We start from the raw sequence: 21391 nt of genomic DNA on the forward strand, positions 1-21391 counted from the left end.
GTGTTGTAAATTCTCAGAGTTTGAGTGTATCCATAGTTCGGATAGTTTTGGGTTATTATTAATGATTAATTTTCTTTAATTAGAAATTCATCTTGACAATCAGTATACTTTTTAAGTGTCATTTCTATAGTATAAATAACCTACTTTCTGGAGTTAATCTATTCATCTTATTTACCCTCGAATTACTCTATTTTACCCTTGTTTTATATTTGAAAAACTGACACCTAAATAGAAATCGATAAGAGTGGGTGAATAAGGTGTTGGATGTAAAATTCTGAATTTCAATTTGTTATATAATTTTATTTTGGTGATGATTACCAGGTGGGAAACCATTCTCAGCTATTAACTGATGAGAGAATGGGTAATATAGGCCTAGAATAAGACAGGGGTAAAACCAAAAAGCGATTCAAGACCTAAATCTGAATCGCTTCTATTTTGTGGGTTTTTTGGATGAATTTTCTTCCAGATGGAAGATTGGCAATTTACTATTCCATGGTTAGTGTCATTTGGAAGCCTCCTTTTTTGACTTTTCCATCTGCGCCAGTTACCTGGTAGCCGTAACCGGGAATACTTACACCAGTATCTGTCTTTTGGCTGACTGGTCCTAGATTCACGATTACCTCGGTACCGCTTGAGAAGGTGCTGCGCTGCAATTTGAAGTCGGCACTGAGGTATTCATGGCTTAGCAATTCGGCATAGAACGTTTCCCGATGAACTGGACTTACCAGCGCATTGGACATTTTTAGCATTTCCTTCATACCATCAAATTCATATGGGGAAAAGAAAATCGCTGAGCCAATGCCAAATAGCATACTTTGAAGCGACTTTATTCTATAGTCACCATTGGCGGTGACCTCATTATTTGGATCTTGGATTTTGCCAAAATTGGCAATCGCATCATGATATACCAAGCTGAATAATGGCGCTGGATGGGAAATCTCGGATAAGGGGGCATCCTCAAGATAAACCAGCCCTTCAAACATATCAAAATAAGGAATCCACTGCTCCTGGCCATGTTCAGTGCCCATGACCAGATTTAAAGATCTGAGGTAACGGGCCAAATCCCGAATCCCCTCACTTCCTTTTTCTGGAAATACAGCAAAGGAAATATCAGTAATATCTGCCTCAAGGCCTAAAGTGGCCACTTCTTTTTCTAAATTGGCACTAGCGAGAGACTTCAGTTTATCGGTGTCTACCCGCGCCCAGCGACTTCCGGTATGCTGAAGTTTGCCCTGTTCATCACGTTCCATCAGACCAATATTGATAGCAGGATCATTTTCCAATACAGGGGAGTAAGCATGGTAAGAGGAATAAAGGTAGTTGTACTTTTTGGTAAGGTCCACAGCTTCTTTTAATACCGTGGGGCCTCCCAGGTCTTCATTGATCGGCCAGCATACTGGAGCAAAATTGGAGAATACTCCCCAGGCATGAATGAAGGCGTTTTCAACTCCCAATTCATCGTGGGTGGTTCTAATAATATCCTTAAGTTCCTCAAAAGTAAACTGCATACCCGGCATATTTACATAATGAGGGTAGCCTCCATAAATCCCGACATAGATGGCGCCGGCGAGTTTATTTACATTTGGGTTGGCCTTCGCTTTATCTTCTAGGGAAACAAAGAATCCTTTAGCCTTGGCCTCTTCTCTATAGGTCTTTGCCATGGTGACATAATCGCCAGCAGGAAGAAAACGATAGGACATTTTCATGCTGGTGTTTTCCTTCGCAAGGTTCCATACCGGATCCAGGAAAACACGTCTTTGATAAGTGGACATCTTTCCTTCAGGGTTGAAGAGGTATTGTCCATTATTATTGATATTATAAAACATATCTGGACGAGAGGACTCATCTAGGATGACCATTACCGCAGATTTTTCATTATAGGTACCCCACCAAGGCATGGTCAACCCTGTGCCATTATTGAATAATTGTAAGGTGCCAATGGACTTATTATTATAAGTGGCATCATCCCATTTGCAAAATCGACCACCATTCATCGGGAATATATACGAAGGGCTGATTATGCCTTGTTTCTGTGGGATCACTGCCGCCCCCCTGTCCACATCAGTTTCCAGGCTGAAATGCCTTGCTGGATACCTAAGGTCAACTAGCTGATAACTGCCCGCTTCCACGTCAGTAATCTCTATGTCCAGACCAGCGGTGCTTGGATTTAAGCTTAGCTTTACCCCGACTTTTGCCCCTTTTGCAAGGTCCCCATTGTCAAATACGGGCTCGGAAAATTCAATGCTGATGCTGCCATCTGCTTTTTCCTGTACATTTATCGCCTTGCTTTTTGATAAATTTAAGGTTTGCCTCTTGCCTTTTTTATCGGTTATAGTCAGCAGTCCAGCCGCATTTTCCCATGGATCAGGGATCCATTCTTGCCCTGTTGTTTTTTCCAAAACGGAGAAATTTCCTGACGTATCGTCGATGGTGACCTTTATCAGTTCATTCTCCAAGATTTTTAAAGCGATATTTTTGATTTCTCCCGTGGACTCAGCCTTGGAGGAAGCATAGATACTGATGGACAGAAGCGCTATGGCTATCCATGTGAAGGCATGTGAATTTTTGATTTTGGTTTTCATATGTTTTTAAGGCTATTTTCTTGTTTTGGTAAATTTTAATTTAACTCATCCAGCAAATGGCTTTCTCCCTTTTGGTCTTTGATAAGCAGGGAAACCTTGCTGGATGGTATTTCTGTAAATTCATAATCAATGGATACAGGCTTTAATGGGCTTATTCCCTTTGCCAAAACGATGTCCTGTGTTTTGCCTGAGGCTTCCAGGACTCTAAGGATCATGTCTCCCGCGACAAAAACTCCGTATTTTCCATTTATAGTTTTTTTGGCTTGATCCCAAGATAATTTTTGGGTGATGATTCCCGCCATATTGACCTCCAATACTGGCGTTCCATAAATCTTTGCTGCTCCCTGGATTTCCTTATAATCGAAATGCTCCCCTGGTTTCAGATCATAAAGTGGTGTTTTCACCTCTGTTTCGATATATCCAGTTTCCAATCCGCTACAAAAAATAGCAGCATTGGTTCCGTCCTCGTAATCTAGGTCAGGATCGTAAGGTTCCATGATTTTTACAAATGCAGTATTATTGGTCTTGTTTACATAGCATAACCAAGCTTCGGAGGCGACCATATGAAAGCCACTCATGAGCTCATAATCATAGTGAATCTCAAAAATCCCAGGCGCCACTTCCCCAGTCCAATTAGTGCCATGATTATGGTATTTTTTTACATCCTCAGGATTATCCTTATTGAGGGGCTTTATGTTTCTGTTTACATAATTCCACCGACTTTCGGCCGTGCCCATGATTTCATACTGCTCTCCATTTGGTAATAAGTATTTGGAATCAAATGGAACGTAAGCAAGGAAGTTTTCTCCATCGTATAAGCCTGGTTTACTTTCTGAGACATGCTGACTGGAGATCATAATCCCTCTTTTTACTGCTTGGTTACCGACATTTTCTAGGCGGTGATTGATGAATACCAAGCTGCTATGGTCTTGAATCTTAAGCATACGGCTATAGCGAAGGGACTCATCGATTTCCTCAGGGAGTATGTATTCCCCGGTTTTATAGTTAAACTGCGGGACAGGGAGGTCCTGGACTCCAGAGATGACGAGAATGTTTTGGTCCCCTTTTTTATCGGTTACGATACTTGCCGAATAGGGGTTATCCCCAATGACCGCTGGTGGAGGCCATCTGTTTGACCTGCCGCCATCCTGAGTGATAGCGGTAGTATTGATCGGTAGGGGCACCAATCGGTAACCACCAAAATTTCTCCAATCCTCTTTTTTTACCAACTCATTAGGAGGAAATTCCTTCCCAAAGAGCTTGGGGTTTACCCAGAGCGAAGGTGTATCGCCAAGATTATACTCCAATACCCGGCCAGCAGCTTGAGGAACCACCGCCACGGATATAAAATTATTTTTGGCTACAAATACACTATCCCAGCCCCAGCTATTATAATTATGCTCTACGGATATCATCCTTTTTTCCTGAGAAAAAACCGCTGAACTAGCCGCAAACAGTAGAATCACTACGCTGGTAAAGGTGAAATAGATCTTTAATATCTTCATCGATAGGTGGGTTTACTTAATCTTGAATGTGTCATTAAAAGTGGCCATGTTTTTATCCTTCCATATTTCCTCAAGTTCCAGCGGGGTAAACCACTGGGGTTCGGCATTTGACTGGCTCCATTCTTCTACTTCCTTCACCATTTCCTTAAGCTTTTCGGGATATAGTTTACTTAAGTCATACACTTCACTTTTATCTAAGACAATATTGAAGAGCTCCCATTTTTCTCCTGATTTTAGTGCCTTCCACTCGTCTTTTCTGGCTCCGATATCGGTATATCCTTCCCAATGTCTTAAGGTATAGATCATATCATTTTGGTGAGGATTTTTTCCAGACATTAAGTCCCCCCATATATTTTTACCATCGATTTTTTTGCCCTGAGGCAAGGCTTGTTGGGCAAGAGCGGCGAAGGTAGGATAAAAGTCAATCGCTGAAACCGGATGGTCAAATAGCTCACCTTCGGCAATATGTCCCGGCCAATGGAAAAACATAGGCACTCGATACCCGCCTTCATGGGTGCTTCCTTTTCCTTCCTGCAAAGGAAAGTTGGTGGCTCCATGCTCTAGATTGCCGCCATTATCACTCAGAAATAAGATCAAGGTATTTTCGTATTCACCGGTTTCTTTCAAGGTGGCGATCAAGTCTTTTACCCCTCGATCCACCGCATAGACCATGGCCGCATAGGTCTTTCTATCTTCATCTTTAATCGATGAAAAAAGCGCTAAATCCTCCTCTTTTGCTTCTAAAGGGACATGTGGTGCATTATAAGATAGGTAAAGGAAAAAGGGCTTGTCCTTCCTGGCCGCTTCCTTGACGAATACCCTCGCATGATTGGAAAGTGCATCGGTCAGGTATTCCTTAGGATAGATGTCCACCCCGTTATGCTCAAGTGGTTTGAGGTAATCCCAAATTACTTCTACACCTTTTTCCTTTTGAGCTTTGTACCTGGGCTCATATTCCTCAGGATGATAATTATGCCCTCCTCCCAGAAAACCATAGAAATCATCAAATCCACGTTCGTTGGGATGGAATTCTGGGTTTGCACCCAAATGCCATTTGCCAACTATCCCAGTATAATATCCCGACTGCTGCAGGACTTTGCTGATAAAGGTTTCCTCCAATGGGATCCCTTTGCCGATAGTCTCACTATTGGGGGGCAGGTTAAACTGAGCACCATATTCATGAGGATATCGACCGGTCATAAATGCCGCTCTACTGGGACCACAGAATGGATGAGCGACATAGCCCGAGGTCATAATAGTTCCCTGGCTGGCCAGAAGGTCTAAAGTGGGAGTCTTAATATCCTGGGATCCGTTGAAGCCCACATCTGAATATCCAAGATCATCACATAGGATCACGAGAATGTTTGGCCGCTGGTCCTGTGCATAGGATTGACCTAAGGATAAAGCTAGAAGCGATAAGAATAGGAAGAAATGACGATTATAAAGTTTCATATCAAGTATTAATTTATGTTCCACACTACCGGCAAAAACACGCTCATCTCCGCCTGCCCCCGGTTGCTCCAAGAGAAGTAAGGGACCATTTTGGTTTTGATGGGAGTAAATGACGGTTTAGAAATAGACCCGTAAAGGGTGCTTTGTTTATTATTACGTACCAATAAAGAGCCTTCTAGCGTACAGAGTCCTCCCAGGAAATCAGGTTGAAATACTGGGGTCCACTGCGTGTCGGCGCTGATATATACATCGAGAATTGAGGTGCTTTTTGGCAAATCTGGTGATTCAACACAATAGACTATTGGTCCTCGCTTCAGTGCAATATGGTTTCTAACCTCTTCGATCCTTGGGTGACCTTCCATTTGGCAGATTTCCATGGGTAAATCTAGACCGATGTGGTCTCCAGCTTTCCATTTTCGCAGTATTTTGCAGTAGGTGCCGGCCTTGCAGCTTTCTTCCCAAAGCTCACCATTGATACGTAGAGAAGCTCCCTTTGCCCAGTCAGGAATCCTGAAAGCGATTTCAAAAGCAGCCTCTTTGCATTTTTCTAGGCTTATATTAATTAGCCCCTCCCAAGGATAGTTTGTTTCCTGGACCAAATGTATCTCAGTTCCATCCTGCAACTGGCTATCTAGTCTATTGCTGCCATAGAGGTTTACCGCCAGTCCCTTTTCGGATAAGCTATAAGCCCAGTTGGAGAAGTTGGCAATAGTCCTTACCAGATTTGGAGGGCAGCAAAAACAGGCCAAATAGGGTTCGCGATTGGGGGTTTCCGTGACATTTTCATGAGAATGGTAATCCCGCGTATCATTTACCATTCTTAGCGGATTGGAATAGAAGTACTCTTTTCCCGAATCGCTGATGCCCACCATACCACTGTTGAACATCACCAATTCGATGATATCGGCATATTTGGACTCCCCATGGATCCCTAACATCCGATAGCTGAACATGGCATTGCAGAGGTTAGCGCAGGTTTCGTTATAGGCCGTCAGGTTGGGCATCATATACCCATCGATAAAGCCCTCCTCGATCATATCTCTATTGCTGGAAGCACCATAATGCGCCTGACCTACCGCACCCGTCAGATACATTTTTTGCTCGGTCACATTTTTCCACAGCTTATCCAATGCCTCTATAAGCGCTTTTTCTCCAGTCTCTGCATAGACATCAGCGGCTCCTGCATAATAATACAAAGCCAAAACGGCATGCCCCACCGCTTCCTCAGATTCTCGCAGTGGCAGTCGTTCCTGCACCATATCACCGATGGGATAGCCTTCTGTGGTGGCGTTATGCTCCACTTTATACTTTCCTCGATTATTGATAAATTTCTCAGCTAGCTGCAGGTATTTCGATTCGGAGGTCACCCGATAGAGATCCACCAAGCCCATAATTTGAGTTTGGTTGAATCCAAATCGAGCCAAATGATCATTTTCCGGCATAAATAAGCTATAGAGCAGGTCCGCCTGCCGTAGGGCGATATCCAGAAAATTCCTTTGGCCAGTGATACGATAATGGATACAGGCACTGATCAGCAGGTGCCCCGTATTGTACATTTCATGGTACTTTCTGTTTTGGTACCGACCCAGTTCTTCCCGGAGCTGGATCTGGGTTTGTAAGTACCCATCCTCTTCCTGCGCCTTGCCGATTATTCGGATATATTCATCCAGCTCCTCTAATAGCTGTGGCGATTGCCGGATGGCATAGACGTAGCATTTTGCCTCCATATACTTATAGAAGTCTCCATCGTGCCAGTACATGCCTTGATGTTCTCCAGTCTTTTCTCCCGCAGCAATTTTGAAATTATTCAACGCATGACCCACGTCTCCGCAGAGCAGCTCTCCCATATAGGGAACCATGGTATCCGTCGCCTTCTGGAATTTATCCGCCCAGAAGCCCTTCGTCCATCGGCTGTGCCCAATAGGCAGATTCCTAAATTTGACATAGCCACTAGTTGGAGATAATGTAGGTTCTCTAAACCCTGTCATTTCTGTATTTCCAATTTTATTGCTCATGACCTTACTAGTTTTCGTTGAATATCTTCTAGACTCATATTCTTTGTCTCTTTTAAGTATGCACTCAATATTAGGAAGCCGATCAATACTATAAATCCATAAGAAAGAAAGGTGGAGGCGGCTCCCATCTCCGCTAGCTGCCAGGGGAAAAACTGCTGTACCAAATAGCTGGTAAAGCTGGAGATCAGTGTGAATAAGGGGATGGCTACCCCTCGAATCGGTATAGGAAATATCTCCGAAAATAACACCCACATGATGGGCCCTACAGAAAAATGAAAAGCTGCGATGAAGCTCAGAATTCCTATGAATATAAGTCCTGAGTTTAATGAGGCAGCTTTTTGGAGAATTATGGCCTCATGCTTTTTTCCTGCTTCACGCCCCATGCTTTTTATAATGGCCTGCTTAAAAGCGATATCACCTTCATATTTAATTCCCCTTAGATCCCGTAATGTAGAGGCGTTTGGGAGCTCGGATAATTCCGATATTGACTGCTCGGTGAGTAGGTATTCTGCGGAATGAAACCCATAGGCACATACCGCTAGGCTTATAATAATCCATATTAGCCCACCAAGGACCATTATTTTTCTGCCTATTTTATCGATAAGCAGTAGCGCCAAAAAGGTGAAGGCAATACTCGTAATCCCTATCCAGATGGCTTGCAGAAATGCCGCATCCGTACCCAGGCCCATTTGTTCAATTACTGTGGGGGCATAAAATAATATGGCATTGATACCGGTCGCCTGCTGGACAATGGCCATCGTCAGACCAATGACAAGTATTACACGCATACGTTTACTAAAAATGGTTCGGATTTGCTCCGCCACTTTATGATTGCTGCTGTGATCGGCCATGCTCAGCTTCATCTCTTCTAGTTGGGACTCTACTTTATCCTTAGGATATATTTTGCTAAGGGTGATTTTTGACTGATCCATTTTTCCCTGATAGATAAGCCAGGCAGGGCTGCGGGGGATTATCATCAATAAGCCCAGCCATAGTAAGGCAGGTATCACCTCCATGCCCAGCATCCATCGCCAGGTATATTGGTCCAGACCAATGCTGCGTACCCAGTCCACTCCAGAATCTGCCCAAATAAGAATGAGGTAATTCAGAAAATATGCGGCAGATAGGCCCAGCACGATATTGATTTGGGTCATCGAAACCAACTTGCCGCGCCAGCGGGGAGGAGCGATCTCCCCGATATACATGGAGGCCAGGGAGATCGAGCTAAACGCCAGGCCACCCACAAACCTGGCAATGACCAGGTGAATAAAGGTGGGGGCCAACGCCGAGGCGATGGCCGAAATTAAATACAAGAATGCCACAATCTGCAAGGTGGTTTTCCGGCCTAGTTTATTGCAGGAAATTCCCGCCAGGGGTAAGGCAAATAATACTCCCAAAACTGGTGCACTTACCGCTGCACCGAGCTGCAAATCGCTGAGAGAAAATTCCTCTACAATAAACTTCACGGTGCCGGAGATCACCGCAGCATCAAGCCCAAAAATGAATCCGCCCATCGCCACGATGGAAGAATATGCATAAGCGTTTCTTTTATAGGTATTCATGGACAGCTTTTGACTTTAGAATAATAATAGGACTGCTAAATGGGATAGATACGTTTAGAATAAATCCTGACTAAGTTGCTTTAGCATTTCTTCCACTAGACCGGGGACGGTATCTGCTATATTGACGGTCTCAGAGCCATCGTTTTGATGATCATAGAGCTCCACAAAGATGGGCCGCTCCTGTGGTGACCTGCGGTCTTTCCATGCCACCATCCGGTACCTATCCGTTCTCATGGCATAGCCCATTAGGTGATTTTCAAATAAATCCCGATCCCATTTATCTTTTTGCTGTTCTTTTATTCGTTCCTCTACTTCCTGTATCAAAGGGCCAAAATAAGTCTCCCGCATCCCTTGAGAAAGTGGGTTCGCCGCCCACTCCCGCAAAGCAGGCGTGGGAAATTGGCTATAGGCAGCCGCCTTCCAGGGAAGATCTGGCTCGCTGAGCAGGGGGACAAAACTCTGACCTTCTACATGGTCTGGTATAGGCAAACCCGCTAATTCTGAAAGTGTGGGATATAAATCGATAAGCTCGACCAAGGCATCCGTATGCCGCCCTCTATTCTTTTCCTTCATTGTAGGGCTCCACACGATCAGTGGCACGCGAGTCGCGATTTCATAATTGGTTGCTTTTCCCCAAATCCCCATTTCTCCCAGGTGCCATCCATGATCGCTCCAGATCACGATGATCGTATTGTCTCGCAGACCAGACTCCTCCAGAGCAGCGATCACTTTCCCTATTTGTGCATCTACATAGCTGACACTTGCCAGATAGGCATGCTTTAGGCTGAGGGCTAAATCCTCGCTAATTGGGCCTTCTTTGGGGATTCCATAGCGCACTCGGAGCTCAAAAGAAGGATGGATCCCCATCGCTGCTCCATCCAGGGGAGGGGAGGTTTGGGTGGAGAGTTTGATGTCTTTTCGGTCGTATAAGTCCCAGTATTTTTTAGGCACTGCCCAGTTCAAATGGGGTCTATAATAACCTAGCCCCATAAAAAACGGCTTATCACTCGTCGCAACGAGGTCCTTCATCGTGGCTATAGCCAGCTCAGTATCGTATCCATCTTCATAGGTATTGTCCGGCACATCTGCACTTTCAAAGGCTGGACCATTGCCGAGACCGCGTTTTGCCGCATCTCCATACCGGGCTATCATCTCTGCCTTATATTTTCTGAAAATCTCCTGGTTCTCCGCCAAGGCATAGCCTCCGATCAACTGAGGTTCCTTTACCTCCATTTTGTCTTTTGCCGGGCGTCTGTTCCATGATAATTCCGGATCATTATATTCCCCATGGTATATTTTACCAATATTCACCGCCTCATATCCGTTGTTTATAAAATGCTGAGGAAGGGTGATGATATCAGGGTTAAGATCACGGAAATAAGTGTAGTTTTCGACCACACCGATCGTTTCCGGTCTAGCACCTGTCATTACACTGGCTCGGGAAGGACTGCAGATTGCCTGCTGGCAATAGGCCCTTTCAAAAAGAATTCCCTCTGCAGCCAGGGCGTCTAAGTTTGGCGTGACGGCTATCTCAGAACCGTATGCTCCCAATTCCGGCCTAAGGTCGTCTATGGCGATAAAGAGGATATTGGGCTGAGTACCCTGAGCGTGCAGCGGTCCTGCCAGACTAATATATAGAAGCAGATATATAATTAAAAATGGTTTTGCGGGGGCAATTAAATGCTTCTCCTTCAGAAGACTAGTCGTCCTCAATTTTTTATCTTCTACTCCAGTAGCATTGATATGAATCTTCATATTAGTAATTATTTTGGGTTCAATGATTGGTCAAGTGATCCAGTAACGGCCTTGTCAATTGCCTCACCACCTCATTTATAGATTATGAATAAGCAGAATCCCTAAGTAGTCAAATGGTATAATTCCACTTGTTTTTCACCTCTCTCAATGTGATTTCGGTGGGTTATCCGACTTAATCAATCTCTATTACAAAAGAGCCGTAAAATTCAGCCCTCCTGTTTGTGGATTTTACCTTGGTATTACACTATTTTACCTTATTCGCCTAATAGGCAAAATAAAAGGCCCAGAATGCTATCCGGGCCTCTTACTACTCACTTTGGTTCCAATTAAGTGTTACTGTATTTGATTATATAAGGCTTCTGATCTGATATGTCTGAAATGCCGCTCAAGGCCTACCAAGTCCTCCATTTCTATTAACTTCTTGTCAAATAGGGAACTTCCCATGCCAACGCCTATTGCCCCTGCTGCAAAGAAGGAGCGGATATTGGAGGCATCAACGCCTCCAGTAGGGAGCAATTTGATTTGGTTCAATGGGGCTAAAATATCCCTGATATAAGTAGTCCCTAATTGAGTGGCGGGAAAGACCTTTACCGCTGATGCCCCTGCGGACCAAGCTAGATGGATCTCAGTAGGAGTGAAGGCCCCTGCAAATACCGGGATTTTTAGCGCTACACATTGTTGGATTACGGCCTTGTCCACTATGGGGGTGACTATAAACTGGGCACCTGAATCAATCGCTATATCCAAATCTTCCATGGTGCAGACAGTGCCTGCCCCTATATTAAGATCTGGAAAGGTCTGCCGGAGCAGATGGATCATCTCTGCCGCGGAAGGGCTGTTCATCGTGATCTCCAAGGTCGTAAGGCCTGACTGGGAATAGACCCTTGTAATATCGGTCAGCAGCGAAGGAGCCATGCCTCTCACAATCCCTATAATTGGCGCCTCATAGAATTTTTCCCAGGAAAATGTCTCAATATTTTTCATACAATCCCATTAGTTTACGTTGACCAGTTAAAAAGGCCTTTTCGAGTGCTTCGCCATCTAGCAATACTAATAGCTCCTGAGGAAATAAATAATTAAGGGCTAGAGCATAATTTTCGAACATAGGACTAGAGGCCGCAAGCACGATTTTTTCTTTATAAGATTTGAGATGGGAGAGTTCATCGCCAATCAATATCCCACTCAAATAGCTGTAATTTAATTCCTTACTCTGCTGGCTTAAGACCTCCTTGGCTCGCACTGAAAATAAAGAGCCCGTAAAGCCATTTGTGAAACCTAGGCTAAGTCCTTCCTCAAAAGTAGCCTGCGTCTGTGGATTTAAGGAGGTAGCCTGCACCGATGTTTTTAGAATACTATTCAAGGTGAGCAATTCGAACAGCTCCCCCGTCATATAAGTGCTGAAATCCGTGAACACTTCCGAAACATATCGAATATGCTTGCTGTGTGTGCCAGGGAGGATCAAGGTCGCCTCGGAGAAGGTCTTTAAGGTCTCTTCTAAACCCAGCGCCTGAACTTCCTCGCCTCTCATCATTCCATCTTCACTCTTCACTCCAGAAATTAATAATAAGTCCAAGCCAGAGGCTGTTTGGAGTAGGGTTACTGGCAGCTGGTCCCCGGAAGCCGCAAAGGGCAAACTGGCATAAGGGAGATCGATAAGACCAATATTGGAGGTGATCATCCCAGCAGCGATTACAGGGACTCCTATTGGGTCTATGGGCAACTTATTTATTTGGCTCGCCAAAAAACAAGAAAAATACGTTTCCCTGTTGAGCTCACGTTGCTTCATAAATTCCTCATTGAGGACCTTGATACCCACGGGGGCTTGATGCTGGGCGAGGACCTTCAGTGATTTAGTTTCCACCAGCCTTAGCCTTAAATTCGTGGTTCCCCAATCACAGCTGATGAAATAAGCAGAAGTTTCCATCTAAATAATAGCTTTGGTTACCCGCTTTCGGATGAGGTAATCGTCCAGGGCATAGGAGGAACAATCCACGCCGATGCCGCTATTCTTTATCCCTCCATGTGGAAGATAAATATCGAATTTCAACCCATTGAGGTGAACTTCCCCAAACGCCAGCTTCTCGGAGAAGAATTCTAAGAAGGACTTATCTTTGGTGAAGACATAGGAGGCCAAACCTGCTTCTGTACCATTGGCATATTGCAATACTTCCTCCTTAGTGTCAAAGGGGATGATGATGGCAATAGGTCCAAAGATCTCCTCTTGTAATACTGGAGCCTCTGCATTGTCCATCCTTATTATCGTAGGTTGAAAATAAAAGCCCTTAGTGTCCGGGGCCTTTCCGCCATAGACTAATTCTCCTCCTTGCTGCAGGGCCATGTCCACTATTGAGGCTGCTTTTTTCACTGAGGCCTGATTGGCTAGAGGGCCCATCTGAACAGCATTTTCTCTTCCAAAACCAATTTTCGTCGTGCTGAATTTTGCCTTTATCCCCTCCATAAATTCATCAATTACAGAGGCATGGATATAAAAACGATTGGGAGCCACGCAAATCTGCCCCGCATTGCCCGTTTTCAAAGCCGCTCCGATGGCTATCGCTTGATCCATATCCGCATCCTCAAAAACAATAAAAGGAGCATTTCCCCCACATTCCATGCTATAGCGTTTGATGGAGGTTTTGCAGCTTTGCCCAATGAGCTTTTGCGCCGTTTCGGTGGAGCCTATCATCGTTATTAATTGAGGAATTGTGCTTTCGCAAAGTGGCTTTCCTACATTTTCCACCGATCCACATAGCACATTGATTACTCCTTTAGGAAAGTCGATTTCATCGCATATCTCTCCAATGATATAGGCCGATAGAGGAGAGAATTCAGATGGTTTGATGATAATGCTGCATCCAGAGGCTAGGGCTGGGCCTAGCTTAAAGCCGAGGTTTAGCAAGGGGAAATTATAAGCTAAAAAAGCCACCACCACCCCAAGAGGCTGGGATACGAGGCTGTGCTCATGAGTCCCTTCCTTATCCGGGATGGGCACATCTTTCTTTTTTTTGATTTCTTCTGTGTAATAGGCCAGGGAATTGGTCAGGCTCGTAAGGTCTTCCTCAGTTCCTTCCCATACTTTTCCCATCTCATACATGATACTCTCTCTGAGTCGATCTCCGTAGTGCAATATTGCCTTGCGGAGTTTCCCGATCCACTCCAACCGCTCCTCCAGAGGCAGGGTGGACCAATAGGCAAAACCACTCTGCGCATACTGCAAGGTATCCAGGCTGTCTTGCTTACTCGCCCAGGCAATGGTGGCAATAGGCTCTTCTGTGCCTGGACATATAACTTCAAATTTCTCATGGCTTGAGGAATCTCTGAGTTCACCGCCCAGGTATAATTTTTTATGACCGAATTTCAAATTTTTCATTTTCTTCTGGGGTTTCATTGTCAATGTATTTTTCGAGGGAATCCATGCATACTTCCACGCCAAGTCCGGGGGAATTAGGGACTTGAATCAGCCCATTTTCTAGTTTTACCTGATGTAGCGTGACTTCGTCCCGCAGGCTATTTTCGGTTCGGTCTAGCTCCAGCATGGGCCTTCCGTTATACATCCTTCCTGGGTTTTTGTCCAGATTTGCCACAAAATGGATAGCAGCACTGATCGCAATCCATGTTCCCCAGGTATGAGGGACTAGGTCTTTGTTAAAAGCCTGAGCAAGGGTGGCGATTTTTTTAGCCTCAGTGAGTCCTCCCGCGGCACATATATCAGGCTGTACAATATCCACACTCTCATTTTCGAGCAGTCTTCTGAAGCCGTATTTTAGGTACTCACATTCCCCACCTGCGATTGGGATGCTGGTATGGTCTCTCATTCGCCTGTACCCTTCATAGTCTTCAGGAGAGACGGGTTCCTCAAACCAGCTGATGGAATATTGCTCTACCTGTCTGGCGAGTTCAATAGCTTCTTTATAACTATAGGCGTGATTGGCATCGATCATCAGTTTCATTTCGGGCCCAATAGCCTTCCGGACACTGGCCACATTTTTAATGTCCTGCTCGAGGCCTAGCCCCACTTTCATCTTGGTGGCGCGGAAGCCTTGCGATTTGTACATCAACGCTTCTTCGGCTAAGGTTTGAGAAAGATTATCCACTCGGGTGAAGTACAAACCAGTAGCGTATGGCTCAATAATAGGATTCTTTACCCCCCCAAGTAATACCGAAACCGGCTGATTCAAGAGCTTACCTTTGAGGTCCCACAGTGCCACATCGATGGCACTTATTGCCGCTTGCAAAATGCCACTTCGTGCATAATCCATAGATCTACGGTACATTTCTTCCCATAAAATCTCATGCTCCAGGGCCGATTTCCCAAGAAGAAAAGGCTTGAAAAAATCAATCCCTGCCTTCAATACATGCGCAGGCCCATATCCTTCTCCCCATCCATAGGTGCCATCATCCAGGGTGATTTTTACTATGCATATCTTGCGCGTATCGTATTGCCACTGCGAAAAATAGAAGGGTGTATCTAATTTTTGGCTTATTACAAAGGGTGTTATTTCAGCAATTTTCATTTTAAAAATTTTAAAGTATTAATCAAATATTCAGTTCCAACGGAGAGTCTTATCACCCTATAATTTTAGTGATAGTTGGAATATCCTAGCAGACAAATGGCGCCAATCAAAACGGCTAGCCCCATCAATAATTGGGAAAATGGCTTTTTAGCATTGCTCCATTCACCAGCTCGGTAAGCCCATATATTGCTTATGATCAGTGCCAGCCCCAGTAATATGGGCCAGCCAATCACAGGCCCCAAGGCCCCCATCAATGCGGCACCCTGCCCGTAAACTCCCAGAGCGGCGAACCAGAAGACGCCTGATATAATCGCCCATTTATAAGCCTGTTTGCTGGACTTTACCTGGAATGAGCCCCATGATTTATTCTTGAACAGCAGATAAATGGAGTAACCTGCATTCATCAGAAATGCCCCTAATAAAACGACCACCCAAGCAGCCAAGCTTGCATTTTGGGTGCTGGCGCCATGCATTTCGGCAGCCTTAATGATAGGACTAGCATTAGAAAAACCCACATTTAGCAGGGCTGAAAGCACCCCCGAGGTCACTGCAATCAATATCCCCTTGCGGCTTGATTTGCGGCCTTGCCCACTTTCATGGCTTTGTAGAATCTTATCTCTATTGATGCCCGCTATTGCGGTGATCAGCACTCCAATTAGTAATAATCCCACTCCAATTAGAATGAATGGAAAGGAGGCTTGTTCCGTAAAATCGTTGATATAAAACAAGGGAAGGACGGAGCCTACTGAAGCCGCTAGGCCCATGACGATCCCATAGGTGATGGATATTCCAGTATATTCCACACTAATGCCGAAAAGAATCCCGCCTATGCCCCAGAGAAAACCAAAGAGCATGGAGAAGAAGATAACCGATACCGAGACAGAGGCTATAGCCGTCCATAGATCTGGAACCACCGCCAAGGCCCAGCCTATGGGTAGCAGTATCATGGCGATGAAGGAATAGACCAACCACCAGGCTTCCCATTTGAGGGGTGAAATATGTTTCATTCCCAGTCCGAAAGTTCCTTGGAAAAAACTGGCGAACAGTACTAAAGCAAAGGCTATAACATAAGTATCCATACTTTGATCGATATCAGAAACCAAGTCGATTTGCGCAGGAGGATTCCCGTATCTATTGGTCTTTTGGGTTTTAGATTGTTTTTAGAGACTGGCTGATATATGCTTAGTCCCGGTAAGCAATGAACTCTGGGCTATGCCTACTCCAGAAATGCTCCCATTGATTACCTCTACAAAGAAAATGGATTGAAGGCCTTTGCTATTGATAGATTTTAACCCGTGCTTACCGTATTTTACCCTGTTTTGTATTGCTTAGGTCAAATAAGGAATATACACTGATATAAATTTTATAAGCCAAAAAATAGAAGGATGAATACCCCAATAAGGCCCGAAAGGCCCATTACCAATGACTGGAGGGTATAAGTACGGTAGAGCACCTGTGGGGGCACCTGATGGAGTCGATTCAATAGCCAAAAAAAGCTTGAGTTGGCATGGAATACACAGAAGGATCCACAGCCAATTAGTGCAGCGGAGATTTCGGGTGACACTGGCAATGTGGAGGCTATGGGCCCAATCATAGAAGCGGTGCCCACCAGAGAAACCGTGATCGATCCTGTGGAGGTCGTCAATATAGCCGCTATAAAAAATGGTAATAAAGCTCCCAGTAGTGGGGAGTCAGAAAATAAGGAAATGAGTTCATTTTGGACTCCTGTGGCTCGAATAACCTGTCCCAATGCACCACCCGCTCCCGTAATCATGATCACTAGTGCGGATTTTATAATGGCTTGCTCCACCATTTTGTTTAAGCTGGATTGGCTAACTTTCCTGATATAGGTATAGGCCGCTATGGCCGCTCCGATCAGCACAGCGACCATAGGAATGCTTAGGAAATTGAGTGCTGGGCTTATAAAATGGGCGGTATCTGTTGGTATTAAGGACCCTAGGCCAATTAGGAGAATAGGGATAATGATCGGCAGAAGGTCAAGGAATATAGATTGATTTTTTTGATGAGTAGAATCGGGAACTTGTGAGTTTTGCTGCGTTTGCAGAGTCTGGTCATAGGGAATCCAGGACTTACTGCAAAAATAGATCACGAAAAGAATGCCCCCAGTCATCGCAAATAAAGCAACAAATAGATTAATCAGAAGCATATTCCCAATCTCCACTCCCATGAGTGAGGCTACTGCCATGGGCCCGGGAGTGGGAGGGATCAGGGTATGGGAAACCGTGAGGCCTGCGGTCAGCGATAAGGCGATGTACAGAACTGGCTTTTTTATTTTTCCCGAAAGGGACTCCACCACCGGCTGCAGGAGAATATAAGCTACATCCACAAATACTGGAATGGACACGATATACCCCGTCATACCCATGGCCCAGGGAAGCTTTTTTTTGCCCACCCAGGAGACGATTCTGGATGAAATGCGGAAAGCTCCACCCGTCTCCTGCAAAACTTCCCCAATAAAGGCTCCCAATATCACGATAATAGCGATCCAGCGAAGGGTATCTCCAAAACCTTCGAGGAGAATAGTGATGGTCCCTTCTCCTCCCAAACCCATGGTGAGCCCTAGGCCAATGCCAGTCAATAGCAAAGCTACAAAGGGATGTACCTTCCATTTAGAAATGGAAAATATCAGGAGAACTAAAAATAGAATAAGTGTTAGGATAGGGATGCTCATCTGTTCGGTTATTTTGGATGGTGACGGATCAAATTAAATAAAACTTACAAATTTGATTCGCTGGAAATTACCCATCCTTACCTCTATTTTATCCTGTGGGTTTACTGGCTTACGCTAAACAGATTTTCTGAATTGTTTTGGGGTACATCCCATGATTTGCTTGAATTGATTATTGAAATTTGTGATGGAATTATATCCGACGATATAGCATATTTCAGAAACCAGCAAGTCATCCTGAATCAGGAGTCGTGAAGCATTCCTGATGCGCACCTCATTCAGGAACTGGGTGAAGGACTTATTGGTCAACTTCTTAAAAAACCTACAAAAGGAATTGGTGGTCATGCAAGCTACATCGGCAATATCTTCAAGGGTAATATTGCTGGCGTAGTTGTCAGAAATATACTTCAAGACGGTATCCAATCGCTGGGAGTTTTCGGTGGTGTACTGTCTCATATCAGAGGAGGAGAGGACGTTCTTGTCCGTTGTTACCGATAGCCGCGAGAGGATTTCCAATAATTTGATGGATTGCATGGCGGGGTTGAGCTCGGGAATTCTAATCAATTCCTCATGGAGCTCCTCGCTGATGGACTTACCAAAGCACACTCCAAACTTTGACAGATCGAGGAGTTTGTCAATTTCAGAAAATTCAGGGTTTTTGAATGTTCCATTACCAATAAAGTCATTGGTAAATTTCATTATAATTGTTTTGACCTGATTTTCGTAATTGTTTTCCTCATAAAATGAAACGTCATTTCTCCATAAATGCGGCAAGTAGGGCCCCACTAATACGAGGTCTCCTGGGGAGAATTGGGAAACGCTATCGCCTACAAATCGAATTCCGCTGCTTTGGGAGATATAGAGTAATTCGTACTGAGCATGGTAATGCCAAGAAGAGTCAAGACAGGGGATTTCCTTTTTACAGATGTTTACCCGTTCATTGACAACGTTTTCGGCATTTTTTAAAATCAGTTTCATAAGTCCCAAAAATAGGTAAAATACTTATATAATAGTGTGATCAGGCTGGGGTTTTACGATAAATGGGCTTTTAGGTGGTGTGGAATTAAGGAAAAGTCACAAAAAAAACCGTGAGCCTTACGACTCACGGTTTTTTTATTTATGTGATTACGGATTGGATTATCCGATAGATACACGCTTAAAGTCCACTACTGTAAGACCTTTGGTAATACCGTCAAGGTATTGAGAAACAGACTTGCTGCTGTCTTTTACGAAAGCCTGGCTAAGCAAGGTGTTTTCTTTGTAGAATTTGTTCAGTTTGCCCATAGCGATCTTTTCGATCATAGCTTCAGGCTTACCTTCGGCAAGAGCTTGCTCTTTACCTACGGCGATTTCTCTTTCTACTAAGGAAGAGTCAACGCCATCTTTATCTACAGCTACTGGGTTCATAGCGGCGATCTGCATAGCTACGTCTTTTCCAGCCTCTTCAACTTCTGCACCAGTTCCGTTTTTCAGGGCTACCAATACACCTAATTTACCATTAGAGTGGATATAAGGGACAACTGCCTCACCTTCAACGACTACGTAATCACTGATTTCGATTTTCTCACCGATTTTACCAGTCATTTCGATAATCTTTTCTCCTACGGTGATCGTGTCAAAAGGAAGAGCGATGATTTCCTCTTTAGTAGCAGCTGTATTAGCAACGGCGAGGGCAAGGATTTCATTAGCAAAAGCTACAAACTGATCGTTTTTAGCAACGAAGTCAGTTTCACAAGTAAGGGTCAAAAGTACACCTCGGGATGTGTCGTCACTTACATTAGTAACTACTACACCTTCTTTGGTTTCACGGTCAGCTCTAGAAGCAGAGACTTTCTGTCCTTTTTTTCTTAAGATATCAACCGCTTTTTCAAAATCTCCTTCAGCTTCGGTAAGGGCTTTTTTACAGTCCATCATACCGGCACCGGTCATTTGTCTTAGTTTGTTTACATCTTGTGCAGTAATAGCCATTTTTGATATATTTTAAAGTGATGTTGACTTTTTATAAAAGAACTCGCTTAGCATACGTTGAGACAACGGGATAAAACGAGTAGGCAATAACAAAAAAATTGAACATAGGTAGTTTACCGTATGTTCAATTTTCTGTTATGAATTAATTCATAGTGGATTATTCTTTGGTTTCAGCGTCCACAGCTTTTTTTGCTTCTTCCTCTTCAGAAAGTTTAGCATCTTCTTTGTCTCTCTTTCTTTCAGATAGACCTTCCTCGATGGCTGAACCGATAGCTTTCACCAATAATGAAATGGATTTAAATGCATCGTCATTGGCAGGGATTGGGAAATCCACTTCTCCAGGATTGGAGTTAGTATCTACCAAAGCGAACACAGGGATACCAAGTTTTTTGGCTTCTGCGATAGCGATATGTTCTCTTTTGATATCCACGACAAACAAAGCAGCAGGAAGTCTGGTAAGCTCAGCGATACCGCCAAGTACGCTTTCCAGTTTCTCACGTTGTCTGGTGATCATCAAACGTTCTTTTTTGGCCAAAACCAAATAAGCCTCTTCTTTCATCAACTTGTCGATGGAAGACATCTTCTTAAGTGACTTACGGATAGTAGCGAAGTTGGTCATCATACCACCAAGCCATCTTTCTGTAACAAAAGGCATTTTAAGTCTTGCCGCTTCTTCAGCTACTAAGTCTTTTCCTTGCTTTTTAGTAGCAACGAACATTACTTTTTTGCCAGAGCGTACGATTTGCTTGAGTGCGTTGGATGCTTCATCAAGGCACACGAGCGTTTTATTAAGATCGATGATATGGATACCATTCTTCTCCATGAAGATATAAGGTGCCATTCTCGGATCCCACTTTCTTGTTAAGTGTCCGAAGTGAACACCAGCATCCAGTAAGTCTTTATATTCGATTTTAGCCATTTAAATATATGATTTTTATAAAATATCTGTGTAAGGTAAGGATTAACGCTTGGAGAACTGGAATTTTCTTCTTGCTTTTCTGCGTCCTGGCTTCTTACGTTCTACCATTCTTGGATCACGAGTCAGGAATCCTTCTTTTTTCAATGGGCTTCTGTGCTCCTCATTGATTTCGCACAAGGCTCTAGCGATGGCCATACGTGCTGCTTCAGCTTGTCCTTTTATACCACCACCATCTACGTTGATTTTGATGTCAAAAGTCTCCCCTTCATTCACCAAGGCAAGAGGTTGTCTTACCACGATTTGATGAAGATCAAATGGGAAATAAGCTTCAATAGTTCTGTTGTTTACAATAATCTCACCTTTGCCAGGCTTCATGTAGATCCTCGCAACAGATGTTTTTCTTCTACCGATTGTATTGATAACTTCCATG

At 44.1% G+C, this 21391-nt stretch carries 16 protein-coding genes; all 16 read right to left on the bottom strand.

Going from position 1 to position 21391, the window contains the following annotated elements:
* Positions 1 to 485: 485 nt before the first annotated feature.
* The 16 genes from B050_RS0121335 to rpsI all read right to left on the bottom strand — a co-directional run bounded on the left by B050_RS0121335 (position 486) and on the right by rpsI (position 21390).
* On the bottom strand, positions 486 to 2582 hold the full coding sequence (locus tag B050_RS0121335; RefSeq protein WP_018475996.1) for a glycoside hydrolase: 2097 nt from the start codon (positions 2580 to 2582) through the stop codon (positions 486 to 488).
* A gap of 35 nt (positions 2583 to 2617) precedes the next feature.
* The gene (locus tag B050_RS0121340) at positions 2618 to 4087 is read right to left on the bottom strand and encodes a hypothetical protein (RefSeq protein ID WP_018475997.1); all 1470 of its coding nucleotides are present in this window, start codon (positions 4085 to 4087) and stop codon (positions 2618 to 2620) included.
* A gap of 12 nt (positions 4088 to 4099) precedes the next feature.
* A complete protein-coding gene (locus B050_RS0121345) occupies positions 4100 to 5539 on the bottom strand; it encodes a sulfatase family protein (RefSeq protein ID WP_018475998.1) in 1440 nt (479 codons plus the stop codon).
* A gap of 8 nt (positions 5540 to 5547) precedes the next feature.
* Positions 5548 to 7554 (bottom strand): glycoside hydrolase family 127 protein, encoded by a 2007-nt coding sequence (locus B050_RS0121350; RefSeq protein ID WP_018475999.1) that lies wholly within the window; start codon positions 7552 to 7554, stop codon positions 5548 to 5550.
* A complete protein-coding gene (locus B050_RS0121355; protein ID WP_018476000.1) occupies positions 7551 to 9116 on the bottom strand; it encodes an MFS transporter in 1566 nt (521 codons plus the stop codon). The genes B050_RS0121350 and B050_RS0121355 overlap by 4 nt, the downstream gene beginning before the upstream one ends.
* Before the next feature lie 54 nt (positions 9117 to 9170).
* Positions 9171 to 10871, bottom strand: a complete 1701-nt coding sequence (locus B050_RS0121360) for a sulfatase (protein ID WP_018476001.1) — start codon at positions 10869 to 10871, stop codon at positions 9171 to 9173.
* 333 nt (positions 10872 to 11204) lie between these two features.
* On the bottom strand, positions 11205 to 11855 hold the full coding sequence (locus B050_RS0121365; RefSeq protein WP_018476002.1) for a bifunctional 4-hydroxy-2-oxoglutarate aldolase/2-dehydro-3-deoxy-phosphogluconate aldolase: 651 nt from the start codon (positions 11853 to 11855) through the stop codon (positions 11205 to 11207).
* Entirely contained in the window at positions 11842 to 12795 is a 954-nt protein-coding gene (locus tag B050_RS0121370) for a 2-dehydro-3-deoxygalactonokinase (RefSeq protein ID WP_018476003.1), read from the bottom strand. The genes B050_RS0121365 and B050_RS0121370 overlap by 14 nt, the downstream gene beginning before the upstream one ends.
* Complete coding sequence (locus B050_RS0121375) at positions 12796 to 14241, bottom strand: aldehyde dehydrogenase family protein (protein ID WP_018476004.1); 1446 nt, start codon at positions 14239 to 14241, stop codon at positions 12796 to 12798.
* Positions 14216 to 15385 carry a mandelate racemase/muconate lactonizing enzyme family protein gene (locus B050_RS0121380; RefSeq protein WP_018476005.1) on the bottom strand — a complete coding sequence of 390 codons (1170 nt, stop codon included), beginning with the start codon at positions 15383 to 15385 and terminating at the stop codon, positions 14216 to 14218. The genes B050_RS0121375 and B050_RS0121380 overlap by 26 nt, the downstream gene beginning before the upstream one ends.
* 65 nt (positions 15386 to 15450) lie before the next feature.
* Complete coding sequence (locus B050_RS0121385; protein WP_018476006.1) at positions 15451 to 16464, bottom strand: L-rhamnose/proton symporter RhaT; 1014 nt, start codon at positions 16462 to 16464, stop codon at positions 15451 to 15453.
* Positions 16465 to 16748: 284 nt separating this feature from the next.
* Entirely contained in the window at positions 16749 to 18077 is a 1329-nt protein-coding gene (locus B050_RS0121390) for a GntP family permease (RefSeq protein WP_018476007.1), read from the bottom strand.
* 114 nt (positions 18078 to 18191) lie between these two features.
* Positions 18192 to 19052, bottom strand: a complete 861-nt coding sequence (locus B050_RS0121395) for an AraC family transcriptional regulator (RefSeq protein ID WP_018476008.1) — start codon at positions 19050 to 19052, stop codon at positions 18192 to 18194.
* Between the two features lie 159 nt (positions 19053 to 19211).
* Positions 19212 to 20042, bottom strand: coding sequence for a translation elongation factor Ts (gene tsf / locus B050_RS0121400; protein ID WP_018476009.1), 831 nt, complete (start codon positions 20040 to 20042; stop codon positions 19212 to 19214).
* A gap of 157 nt (positions 20043 to 20199) precedes the next feature.
* Entirely contained in the window at positions 20200 to 20961 is a 762-nt protein-coding gene (gene rpsB / locus B050_RS0121405; RefSeq protein ID WP_018476010.1) for a 30S ribosomal protein S2, read from the bottom strand.
* A 42-nt stretch (positions 20962 to 21003) separates the two neighbouring features.
* A complete protein-coding gene (gene rpsI, locus B050_RS0121410) occupies positions 21004 to 21390 on the bottom strand; it encodes a 30S ribosomal protein S9 (protein ID WP_018476011.1) in 387 nt (128 codons plus the stop codon).
* Between the last annotated feature and the right edge of the window lies 1 nt (position 21391).

Source organism: Echinicola pacifica DSM 19836, from assembly GCF_000373245.1.
Taxonomy (GTDB): Bacteria; Bacteroidota; Bacteroidia; order Cytophagales; family Cyclobacteriaceae; genus Echinicola; species Echinicola pacifica.